We start from the raw sequence: 12,049 nt of genomic DNA, 5'->3' as shown, positions 1-12,049 counted from the left end.
AAAGAATCTGTGGACCGATGCGCGCGTAGTGAACTGGACGGCACGCGCTCGTTCCGGCTTGCTGTGGCGCACGACGGTGCGCTGGCGTTGATTCCCGCCGATTCCTAATCTGACTTTCCTGTACCCCGGAGCCTGATCGATGATGACCATGCGGACGACCGTGGCCTTCACGCTGGGCGCCCTCGTGGCGGCCGTTACCGTAAGCGAACGCGCAGACGCGCAGGCGTCTAACTATCCTTCCATGCAGGTGCCGACCGCCTCGACCCGGGACTACACCGCCGCCGTCTCGAGCGGCGCGGGCACGACGGCGCTGTTCCAGTGGCGCGAAGGGTGGGCGCCGCGTCGGCACTGGCAACTCGATGCCGGCTTGATCGACCGCAAGGGCAGCGACAACCTGTCGCTGTTCGTGGGCGCGGGCATCGGGCAGGAACTCGCCAACGCCAGCGGCGATCAGCCGCTCGACCTGCTCTTCACGGCGGGGGCCGGCGCGGCGTTCGGGGGCGGTTCCACCGTCGTGCGCCTTCCGGTCGGTGTGAGCATCGGGCACACGTTCGACCTCGAGCAGGGTGTGGCGCTCACGCCGTTCGTGCATCCTCGCGCATCGCTTGATGTCGCCAGCGGCAAGGGGGGCGACAGCGGCAGTCGGTCGGAAGTCAGCCTCAACTTCGATCTCGGCGTCAATCTCCAGGTCAATCGGCAGTTCGCGGTGCGTGCCGCCGCCGCGTTTACCGGGTCCGAGCTTGCCGGTGCACAGGACAGCTTCGCCATCGGCTTCAACTGGACGCCGGCGCCGTTGGTGCGGCGCTGACGCGCCAGTCGCGCACGGCCGATCCAATCGTGGGAAAACAGCACGGCGCGATTGACGCACTACGGAACGTGCGCTTTTGACACACCGCGATCCGTCCCCGAAAAACAGCGAGCGCCCGGTCGAATTCCTTCGATCGGGCGCTCGGCTTCGTTTCGGATGGTCCGTGTGGTCCCACAAACAGTGAGGCGGCATTGCCGCCCTGTGACGCGAACGATACTATTGTGGTTCTCATGGCAGGGACCGGCAGGACCGAGGGGGGACAGTCCCCTTGGCGCTCGCTTGGTCCCAGATCATGGAAACCCCATCAGATCGATCTCTCCCTCAGGCGTTCGGTCCGGTTGCGCACCCTCGGGTGCTGCAACGGGTCGTACCCGGGTTTTTTGTTGATGTTCCCCGGCGCGAGCGCGACCCGCGTGCGCGACCGGTGCAGTACCCTGGCTGACTCTCCTCTGCGGAGGCGGTTGGCTGGGTTGGTAGGCCGGCGGGATCTCCACTCCCGTCGGTGAGATTCCTCTCCCCCCGTTTCCGGCTTCAGATGCGCCGAGGGCTGAGCATGTCGAGATTTATGCGGTGGCTGTCGCAGGTCCCCATCGCCGTTGCCCTGTTGCTGATGCCCGTTGTGGCGCAGGCACAGGGTTCGGCCGTCATCACCGGAACCGTGAAGAGCGAGTTCGGTGATCCCCTTGAGAACGCCAACGTCTACATCGTTGAACTCGCCGTCTCGGTGGGAACCAACGCGGCGGGCCGTTACACCATGACGATCCCGGCGGATCGTCTCCGTGGGCAGGCGTTGCAGCTGCGCGCCCGCTCCATCGGCTACAAAGCCGACGCCAAGCCGATCACGCTGCGTGCCGGCAACCAGACGTTCGACTTCTCCCTGGCCAAGGACATCAATCGCCTCCAGGAAGTCGTCACCACCGGCGTGACCGCGGGCACTGAGCAGAAGAAGCTTGCCTTCTCGGTGGCGCAGGTCAGCGACAAGGACATGCCCGTGCCGGGCTCCAACCCGTTGTCGCAGCTGCAGGGTAAGGTGGCCGGCGCCAACATCGTGTCGGCCTCGGGCCGTCCGGGCACGGCGCCTGCGATCATCCTCCGTGGCCCCCAGTCGATCAACGCCTCGGGCCGTGGGCAGGACCCGCTGTACATCATCGACGGCGTGGTGTCGCAGGGTGGCCTGCAGGACATCAACCCGCAGGACATCGAGAACATCGAAGTCGTGAAGGGTGCCGCCGCCTCGTCGCTCTACGGCTCGCGCGCCGGTAACGGCGTCATCCAGATCACCACGCGCTCGGGCAAGAACCAGAGCGAGGGCGTGAAGTTCCGCGCCAACGTGGAGTACGGCGTGTCGGATATCGAAAACGAGTACCGGTACCCGACCACGCACTTCATGCTGATGGACGAGAACGCGTCGCGCTTCTGCGTGACGGTGCCGGGACAGGCCGATTGTTCGCGTACCGTCGACATCTATCAGGAAGCCTACCGCATCAACAATGACGGCGGGGACTTCGCACTGCCGCCCGTCACGTTCGCCAATGACGGTGGCATTTCCCGGAATCCGGGCGGCGTGGGGTCGCGCGCGCTGTTCCAGGTGAACCAGTTCCCGAAGACCTACAACCCGATTCAGCAGTTCGTCACCAACGGGCAGGTCATCAACTCCACGCTCGACGCCACGGGTCGTGTGGGGCGCACCAACTTCTTCGCCTCGGTGAATCAACTGCGGCAGGAAGGGTCGGTGAAGCTGCTCCCGGGGTACACGCGGAACTCGATGCGCCTCAATGTGGACCAGCAGCTGGGTGGCAACATCAACTTCTCGTTGCGCTCCAACTACTCCAGCGCCAACGACTACAACAACGGCGCCGGCTGGTTCGGCCTCACGCGGCAGCCTGCCAACGCGCAGCTGTTCGCCGAAGATTCCAAGGGTCGCCTGTACATCCGTACGGTGGCGCAGAATCAGGGTGCGCAGAACGTGAACCCGGCGTACAACTCCCAGAACTTCCAGCCGCTGAACCGCATCGATCGCTTCGTGGGCAACGCCACGGCGCGGTGGACGCCGCTCAGCTGGCTCGATGGTGAGTTCAACTTCGGCTACGACGCGCGCAATAACTTCCAGGAGCAGCAGCAGGATCGCGGCTACCGGACGTCGGCGCTGAGCTCGACCAACCTCGGTAACATCAGCCGCAGCGCGGGGCGCTCGTACTCGCTCAACGCCTCCGGTAACGTGTCGGCGCGCAAGAACTGGTTCGACGAAAGCCTCACGTCGCGCCTGACGCTGCGCTACCTGTACGAAACGCAGGATTCGCGCTCGCAGAGCACGGGTGGTGACAACCTCGCCGTGCCGGGGCTGCGCGATCCCGACGCCGCGATTCAGAACTTCTTCACCTCGGGTGGTACGGAAACCGTGCGTCAGCTCGGCTTCTTCACCAACCTCGATCTTGATTACAAGGGCCGCTACATCGTCGGCGCCCTGGTGCGTCGCGATGCCGCCTCGCTGTTCGGTGCCGCCAACCGCTGGCAGACGTACGGCCGCGCGTCGTTCGCGTGGCGCCTGTCCGACGAGCCGTGGTTCAACCTGAACCAGATCTCGGACCTCAAGTTCCGCTACTCCGTGGGGCAGGCCGGTAACCGCCCGAACTTCACGGCGCAGTACGAGACGTTCACGATCGGGGCGGGCGGTGCGCTCAACCCGAACCAGCTTGGCAACAAGAACCTCCGTCCCGAGGTCTCCACCGAGACCGAATACGGTATGGACCTCGAGCTGTTCAGCAAGTACGGCGTCACCATCACGAAGTCCAACAACGTGATCGACGACCAGCTGCTGCAGCCGCCGCCGCCGGCCGCGGCCGGTTTCGCCAGTCAGTGGACGAACGCGGGTCAGCTCACGAACAACACGATCGAAGTCTCGCTCAACGTGCCCCTCGTGGCCTCGCGCCACGTCGACTATTCGCTGCGCTTCAACTACGACCGCACCACGTCGGTGATCACGAAGCTCGACATTCCCGAGTACTTCGTGGAAGGCACCATGTTCAAGATCGTGCAGGGTGGCAACATGGGGCAGATCTGGGGTCGCCGGTTCGTGAAGGAGTGCGGTCAGCTCCCCGCCGACTTCCAGAGCCGCTGCGGATCGGGGCTCGACTTCCAGACCAATTCGGACGGCTTCGTCGTCTACGTCGGACAGGGAAATACCCTTGCCGAGGGGATCACGAAGAACCTGTGGATGACGCGCCTCCCGGCCGCTTCGGCGCCGTGGAAGGGCGGCACCGGCGGTGATCCGCTCAGCTGGGGTATGCCTATTCTTGAACGGGACGCGACGGGTGCGGTGCCGGTGCTTCCGGTTGGGCAGGCCCTGCCGGCGTTCCGGTGGTCAATGGCGCAGAACTTCCGCTACAAGCGCCTCACCGCGTATGGCCTGCTCGACGCCACCGTGGGCAAGGACGTCTGGAATCAGGGCCGTCAGTGGTCGCTCGGCGACTTCATGCATGCCGACACCGACCAGCAGGGCAAGTCGGTCGCTGATGCCAAGCCGGTAGGGTATTACTTCCGCGCCGTGTCCACCGGTGGGATCGGCGGTCTCTACGACGTGCTCGGACCGAACAACAACACCGTGGAAGACGCCAGCTTCGTGAAGGTGCGCGAACTCTCGATCGGGTACCGCATCGGTTCGATCGGCGGCGTGGGCAACTGGAACTTGGCCCTTATCGGTCGCAACCTGATCACGTTCTCGAAGTACACGGGATTCGATCCCGAAGTCGGATTGGGAGGTGGCCAGCTCGGCTCCGCCGTGCTCAATGCCAACGACGGCTACGTGTTCCCGAACCTGCGTCAGTTCACGTTCTCGCTCAGCACCAGCTTCTGACCCCCGGAGTTCACACCGCGCGCGGCGTACAAGGCCCGCGCGCGGGTGGACAGCCTCTTGAGGAGATTCGATGCGTAAGCACGTTTCGCAGTACATTGCGGCCGGTGGGCTACTGCTGGGGCTGATGGCCTGCAGCGGTGATTCACTGGACGTCGTCAACGTCAACAACCCGGACGTGGCACGCGCCTACGCCACCCCCTCGGGGGTGGAAGGCGTGGTGGCCGGGTTGGGGGTGCAGCTCAACAACACCCAGCGCGCGACCGAATCGGTCAACACGCAGGCGCGCATCTTGTCGGGCGAGAACATCGCGTCGGTGGCCAACTTCGGCATGGCGGCGCGCTCGCAGATCCCGCGCTCGATCATTTCGAACGAACTGGGCAACGACAACCAGACGGGCAATCTCGCGAACTTCAATCAGTTCTCGCGGGTGTCCCGCACGGCGTCCAACGCCATTGCCGCGGTGAATCGCTTGGCCACGTCGGGCCAAACCATCGGCAGCCCGGCACAGGACGCGCGCGCGAAGGCGTTCTCGTTCCTGATTCTCGGGCAGGCGCTCGGCAATCTGGCGCTGGCGTATGACTCGGCGGCCATTGTGACGCCGGCCACGCCGAGTGATGAGGTGCCGGTGCTGTCGGGCGCGGCCCAGGTGAATACGGCCGCCTTGCAGATGCTCGATTCCGCGATCGCGATCGCGAACTCGGCCGCCGCCACCACCGGTGCGAACGGTTTCCCGTTGCCGACCACGTGGATCAGCGGCGTGGCGCTCACGCGCGACAACTTCGTGCGGTTGGCGCGGTCGCATAAGGCGCGGCTGCGCGCCGGGGTGGCCCGCACGCCGGCCGCCCGGGCGGCGGTGGATTGGGCCGCGGTGATCGCCGATGCCACGAACGGCATCACGGCCGACCACACGATCAGCCTCGGGGGCACCACGGGGTGGAGCGCCGCGTACGACTTCAACCAGATGTACGTGGTGGGCGGGTGGCATGCGGTGCCGTACTTCTACTACGGCATGGCCGACGTCTCCGGCGCGTACGATGCGTGGTTGGCGACGGCGCGGGATTCCCGCAGTGACTTCACGGTGGTCAGCCCCGATCTGCGGTGGCCGCGTGGCACGACCCGCGCGGCCCAGCAGGCCACGGCGCCCACGCTGTCGCTGCCGACCGGGGTCTACTTCCGCAACCGTCCCACGGGTGAAGACGTGCCGCTCGTCGGTCCCGGCGATTCGCAGTACGATCATCGTCGCTACGGGGCCTCGTGGCTCAACGCCGTGACCGGTCCGTACACCGACATGTCGAAGACCGAGATCGATATGCTGGCCGCCGAAGGGTACATCCGCACGGGCAATCTGCCGGCCGCGGTGGCCTTGGTGAACCTGACGCGCGTCAGGAACGGCCTGGATGCGATCGGCACCGTGGCGAGCGCCACGGCGCCGTACTCCACCAATCTCGCGACCTGTGTGCCGCGCGTGCCGGTGGCGCCGAACTTCACCAGCACGGCGTGTGGCGGTCTGCTCGAAGCCATGAAGTACGAGAAGCGCATGGAGACGGCGTACACGGGCTACTTCATCTGGTTCAGTGACAACCGCGGCTGGGGCGACTTGGTCGAGGGCACGCCGGTCGAGTGGCCGGTGCCGTACCAGGAAATGCAGGCCCGCCAGAAGACGTACTACAACGGCACGAACCGCGCGCCGCGCGGCACGTACGGGTTCTGATGATCAACGCTCAGGTGCGCGCCCTGCGTTCGCGATCGGACACGATCGCGCAGCGTTCGGTGAGCGGCCTGTGTGCGCTGGCGCTGGCGCTCCAGATCGGGTGTTTCTCCTATCTGCCGGTCCAGTCCTCGCCACCCGCTCCCGCACAGCAAGTCGGCGTCGTGCTCAACGATCGCGGCCGCGTCTTGCTGGGGGATCGGGTCGGAGCCAGTGTAGACCGAATCGATGGTAAAGTCGTCAGCCTGCAAAACGGCGCCCTCGTGCTCGATGTGTATCGCGTGACCGACCTGCGCGGTAACACGGCCACGTGGACCGGTGAACGGGTGTCGATCCCTGAGGAGGCCATCCTCGGGTATCGCCCCCGCACGCTGTCGAAATTCAAAACGTTCCTGCTGGTTGGTACTATCGCTCTGGCCATCATCTCGTCGCTCGGCAAGTCGCTCGATCTCTTCGGAGATCCGGTAACCGATCGCCCCGGTGATGGTCCTCCCCAGTCCTGAGCGGCTACGCGCTCGCGCGGTCGACTCATTACCCGTTTCTTTTTCGCTTTCTCTCGGAGTCCTTGCCTCATGCGGCTCTCCCGATTTGCACTTCTTGGCGTAGCAGTGTCGGCGATGGTCGGCTGCAGTGAGCCCAGCGATGGGCCCACCACGCCGAACACGCCGCCGCTGGCGTTCGTTCGCTACATCAACGCGGTCCCCGACACGCTCAACACCACGGTCCGCTTCATCGATCAGGTGGAGTACTCGCCGATTTCCTGGGCGAACGTGGCGTTCCGCGGCCTCGGCCAAGGGGGGTACCAGCCCACGGCCGCCGGCGCCCGCAAGTTCCGCGTCTTCACCGCGGACGCCGTCAACTTCACGACGGCGGGGAACACCACGATCCTCGTGGACACCACGATCACCTTCGAGGCCGGCAAGTACTACACGTTGCTGCACCTCGGGTACGCCCGCGCCGGCTCCACGCCGCGGCAGCGGATCGTGAACATCACCGACGCGTTGCCCACCACGCCCTCGGGGATCGCGTTCCGCGCCATCCACGCCGGCCTGGATGTCGGGAACGTGGACATCTACGCCACGCCCACGACGACGGATGCCATCACCGGCACGCCGTTGCTCGCGAACGTGGCGTTGAATACGGTGTCGGCGTATCTCGCCCGGGCCACGGGCGCCTTCGCGGCGCGCGTGACGGCGGCGGGGTCGACCACCCCCGTGATCAGTGCGGCGGTGCCGGCCGGCACCGCGGGCAGCACGTCCGTCGATCCGCTCGGTGGCGCCACCATCGCCGGCTCGATCATGACCGCGATTGCCTTCCCGGCCACGCCGGCCAACTCGGCCGGCGCGCGATTCACCACGCCGGGCGTGGTGTTCTTCGTGGACAAGCAGCCGCCGCGCACGACGCCCAACCCGTAACCCGTCCCAGGGTGGGCCACCACGGCAGCAGGCCAACCGCGACCGCGACCGAGACGAAAGTCCCGCTCGCGGTCGCGGTGCGTTTGGCCATGCTGCTCGCCGTGGTCTTCCTCCCGCACCGCCTGCAGGCCCAAGTGCTTCGCGGTACGGCACGCCTTGTCGGCGACGACCGGCCGCTCGATCAAGCGCGCGTTATGGCGCTGTTGCGCGACGGCCGGTCGGTGGGGAGCACCGTCACCGACGACAAGGGCCGATTTCAGCTCCGTATCAATGCCGACGGCAAACCCTTCGCGATCTCGATTACACGCATCGGCATGGAGCCGACGCTTTCCGAAGAGCTCACCCTTGGGGCCAGTGATACGCTCGACGTGAATTTCAGCGTCGTCGAAACGGGAATCCGCACCGATACCGTGCGCGTGAAGGCCACCCCGTCGTTGAACGATATCCGACTGACCGAAGCCCGCCGTCGCGGCTGGCGCGTGTTCCCGCCGGCCGACGTCGAGAAGCTCCGCGAACGATCGAACTCCTTCGAAGACTTATTGCGCTCGTCGGGCTACCCGGGCTTCGTGGTCCCCAGCCGGCGCGACGACTGCATCCGCTCCACGCGCTATAATCGCTGTCTCACCATCGTGATTGACGGCGTCCCGCTGAGCGGCAGCTACCCCAATATCAATCCGCGCGACGTCTACTTCTTCGCACTGCTGGGCAAGACGGAAGCCGCCGTGCAATTCGGCGACCGCGCACCCTGGGGTGCCATCGTGATCTACACGCGGGGCAAGGGCGACCGGTAGCGACTGCCGGTAGCGGCTCACTTCGCCGAGCGCCAAGTTTCCGCATGCTTCGACCCATGCGATGTCTCGTGCTCGCTGCGCTGTGCCATGGCGCCCCGCTATTCCTCTCTGCGCAGGTGACCCCGGCGGCAGATGCCTCGCGGATGCCGCCACCAGGGTGGGTGGGTTCACCGAAGCAATACGACGCCATCAAGACGTCGACCGACCTGATGATCCCCACGCGCGACGGCAAGCGCATGGCCACCGATGTGTACCGCCCCGGGCGCAACGGCGTGCCCATCGCGCAGCCGTTGCCGGTGCTGCTCAACCGCACCCCGTACAACAAGACGGCGCTCGCCGACCTGGCCGTGTGGTATGCGGAACGCGGATACGTGGTGGCGCTGCAGGACACGCGCGGCCGCTACAAGTCGGAAGGCACGTTCTCGAAAGTGCAGCCTGCCGACGCCACCGACGGCTACGACGTCATTGAATGGCTGGCCAAACAGCCGTACGTGAATGGCATCGTGGGAATGTGGGGCACGTCATTCTCGGCGCACACCGAAGCCGGCGCGGCGCAATACAACCCGCCGTCGCTCAAGTCGATGGTGCTCAACATGGGTGGCCTCGCCAACGGCTGGGACCACGGCGTGCGCTATCGCGGCACCTACGAGATGGGACGCCAGCTCACCTGGGCGTGGAGCCAATTGCTGGCCGATGCGCGCTCCCCCGACGTGAAGGCATTGCTCACCAAGGAGAAAGTCGAAGACTGGTACAGCGTGCAGCCCATGCGGCGCGGGCTCAATCCATTGTCGGTCGATTCGCAATACGAAGGCTGGTATTTCGACTTCTTCGAGCACGCCGACTACGACGCGTATTGGAAAGATCCGATGCTCGCATGGGATGAACATTACGGCGAAACATCCGACATCCCCATGCTGCATGTGGGCGGATGGTACGACATCTTCACCGCCGGCACGTTCAAGAACTTCACCGAACTCCGGAAGCTCAAGAAGACGCCGCAGCGTATCGTGATCGGTCCGTGGACACACGGCGGGAACAATCGCAGCTTCGCCGGCGATGTGGCCTATGGCGATAGCGCCGCGATCCCCGATTTCCTCACCGACTTTCATCTGCGCTGGTTCGACCACTACCTCAAAGGTGTGGCCAACGACGTCGAGAAGGATCCCGCGGTTCGCGTGTTCGTGATGGGCACGGGCGATGGCCGGAAGGATGCCAACGGGCGTCTGCTGCACGGCGGATACTGGCGCACGAGCGACACGTGGCCGGTGACCGGAACACGCATGGTGCCGTACTACTTTCAGGCCGACGGCTCGCTCCGCCCCACCAAGCCGAAGGCGCTGCAGTCGAAGACCACCTACACCTTCGATCCGCGCCATCCGGTGCCCACCATCGGCGGCGGCGCGTCGGCGCGTTTGAAAGACGGGGCGTACAATCAGCGCGAAGACCCGCGTTTCCCGCCGTCCGCGGCGCCGTGGCTGCCGCTGCGTTCGCGCGCGGACGTCGTGGTCTTTCAGACCGAGCCGCTGGCTGAGGACATGACGGTGATCGGGCCGATCACCGTGAAGCTGTTCGCATCGGCTTCCACGGTAGATGCCGACTTCACCGCGAAGCTGGTGGATGTCTACCCCTCGAGCACCGACTGGCCGGGGGGCTTCGATCTCAATCTCACCGACGCCATCGTGCGCGGGCGGTACCGGGCCACGCGCGACCATGCCGTGATGCTGCAGCCGGGTCGCGTGTACGAGTTCACAATCGATCCCTTTCCCACGGCCAACGTGTTCAAGAAGGGGCACCGCATTCGCGTCGATATCTCGAGCAGCAACTTCCCTCGCTTCGACGTGAATCCGAACACCGGCGAGCCGTTGGGGAAGAATCGCCGCATGATCACCACCGACATCTCGATTCAGCATAGCGCGACGTATCCATCGCATATCGTGCTGCCGCTCGCCCCCGCGCGCCGGTAGTCGGCGATGCTGCTCACGCTGCTCGCCTATGGCATGGTCATCGTCTTCATGACGCTGATCATGACCAAGAAGCTGTCTCCGCTCACCGCGCTGATCCTGGTGCCGATCGCCTTCGGGGTGGCCGGCGGATTCGCGCCGCAGCTTGGGGAGATGATGGTGGCTGGCATTACCAAGCTGGCGCCCACGGGTGTGATGCTCATGTTCGCGATCCTCTATTTCGCGATCATGCTCGACGCCGGGCTGTTCGAGCCGTTCGTGCAACGGCTCATCGCGCTCGTGCACGGCGATCCGATGAAGGTGGTTGTGGGGTCGGCGGCCTTGGCGCTGCTCGTGTCGCTCGATGGTGATGGCTCGACCACCTACATGATCACGACCGCCGCCATGCTGCCGTTGTTCCGACGGCTCGGCATGCGGCCGCTCGTGCTGGCGTGTGTCACCATGTTGGCCGGGGGCGTCATGAACATTCTGCCGTGGGGGGGGCCGACGGCGCGCGCGGCGAGTGCGCTTTCTATCGACGTCAGCACGGTGTTCGTGCCCATGATCCCGGCGCTCGTCGTTGGCGTGTGTTGGGTGTTGTACGTCGCGTATCGGCTGGGGCTCAGTGAACGCCGCCGACTCGCGGCCACGGGGGCCGGGTCGTCGGCCAATGCGCAGGTCCTGCTCGAGGAGCTGGCGAATCCGGACATCGGTGAGGACACGCAGCATCGGCGTCCCGATCGCCTGCTCGTGAATGCGCTGCTCACCGCTGCGCTGCTGGTGGCGCTGATCGCGGCGGTGTTGCCGTTGCCAGTGATCTTCATGATCGGCTTTGCGGTGGCGATGCTGCTGAACTATCCGACGATCGATGAGCAAAAGGCCTTGCTGTCACGTCATGCCGGCAACGTGCTGGCCGTCGTGGGGCTCATTTTCGCCGCCGGCATCTTCACCGGCATCCTGTCGGGCACCAAGATGGTCGACGCCATGGCCGACAGCGTGATCCGTCTGGTGCCGCCGGTACTCGGACCGTATCTCGCCATCGTGACGGGTGTGCTCAGTATTCCGTTCACGTTCTTCATTTCCAACGACGCGTTCTATTTCGGTGTCTTGCCCATTCTGGCGAAAGCGGGGCAGGCGTACGGTATTTCGGCGGCCGAGATGGCGCGCGCGTCGCTGATCGGACAGCCGGTGCATCTGCTCAGTCCACTGGTGCCGTCCACGTTTCTGCTGGTCGGACTCGTCGGCGTCGACTTCGATGATCATCAGCGCTACACGCTCAAGTGGGCACTCGGCTCGGCCGCCGTGCTCTTGCTGGCGGGACTGGTGACGCTGGTGATTCCGCTGCGGGGGTAGCGGCCGAGCTATCGGACGGCCTTGTGCCAGTCCGATAGTCCGCTGGTTCACGCGAAGTTCGCGAAGGGCGCGAAGGCGCGCGAAGAACCGTTCAAGGGGTCAGCGTTCAAGGGGTTCAAGGGGTCAGGGGTTCAAGGGGTCAGAGTCGTTGAACGCCGGTCAACGACTCTGACCCCGTGAA

8 protein-coding genes are annotated in these 12,049 nt (G+C 65.3%); all 8 read left to right on the top strand.

The window, feature by feature from the left end; translation table 11 throughout:
- The first annotated feature begins 139 nt into the window (after nt 1-139).
- The 8 genes from ACIRA7_RS06670 (at nt 140) to ACIRA7_RS06635 (ending at nt 11,868) form a co-directional block, all read left to right on the top strand.
- Entirely contained in the window at nt 140-808 is a 669-nt protein-coding gene (locus tag ACIRA7_RS06670) for a hypothetical protein (RefSeq protein ID WP_396220069.1), read from the top strand.
- A 553-nt stretch (nt 809-1,361) separates the two neighbouring features.
- A complete protein-coding gene (locus ACIRA7_RS06665; RefSeq protein WP_396220068.1) occupies nt 1,362-4,661 on the top strand; it encodes a SusC/RagA family TonB-linked outer membrane protein in 3,300 nt (1,099 codons plus the stop codon).
- Nucleotides 4,662-4,731: 70 nt separating this feature from the next.
- Nucleotides 4,732-6,372 carry a hypothetical protein gene (locus ACIRA7_RS06660; protein WP_396220067.1) on the top strand — a complete coding sequence of 547 codons (1,641 nt, stop codon included), beginning with the start codon at nt 4,732-4,734 and terminating at the stop codon, nt 6,370-6,372.
- Complete coding sequence (locus ACIRA7_RS06655; protein ID WP_396220066.1) at nt 6,372-6,872, top strand: hypothetical protein; 501 nt, start codon at nt 6,372-6,374, stop codon at nt 6,870-6,872. The genes ACIRA7_RS06660 and ACIRA7_RS06655 overlap by 1 nt, the downstream gene beginning before the upstream one ends.
- Nucleotides 6,873-6,941: 69 nt before the next feature.
- Nucleotides 6,942-7,784 (top strand): DUF4397 domain-containing protein, encoded by an 843-nt coding sequence (locus ACIRA7_RS06650; protein WP_396220065.1) that lies wholly within the window; start codon nt 6,942-6,944, stop codon nt 7,782-7,784.
- Between the two features lie 89 nt (nt 7,785-7,873).
- Complete coding sequence (locus ACIRA7_RS06645) at nt 7,874-8,575, top strand: carboxypeptidase regulatory-like domain-containing protein (protein ID WP_396220064.1); 702 nt, start codon at nt 7,874-7,876, stop codon at nt 8,573-8,575.
- A gap of 44 nt (nt 8,576-8,619) precedes the next feature.
- Nucleotides 8,620-10,539 (top strand): CocE/NonD family hydrolase, encoded by a 1,920-nt coding sequence (locus ACIRA7_RS06640; protein WP_396220063.1) that lies wholly within the window; start codon nt 8,620-8,622, stop codon nt 10,537-10,539.
- Nucleotides 10,540-10,548: 9 nt separating this feature from the next.
- Nucleotides 10,549-11,868 (top strand): CitMHS family transporter, encoded by a 1,320-nt coding sequence (locus ACIRA7_RS06635; RefSeq protein ID WP_396220086.1) that lies wholly within the window; start codon nt 10,549-10,551, stop codon nt 11,866-11,868.
- Nucleotides 11,869-12,049 lie beyond the last annotated feature (181 nt).

This window comes from Gemmatimonas sp. (assembly GCF_044376735.1).
Classification (GTDB): Bacteria; Gemmatimonadota; Gemmatimonadetes; order Gemmatimonadales; family Gemmatimonadaceae; genus Gemmatimonas.
The sequence above is the reverse complement of the archived record's forward strand: the minus strand, read 5'-3'. Positions and strand labels throughout refer to the sequence as shown.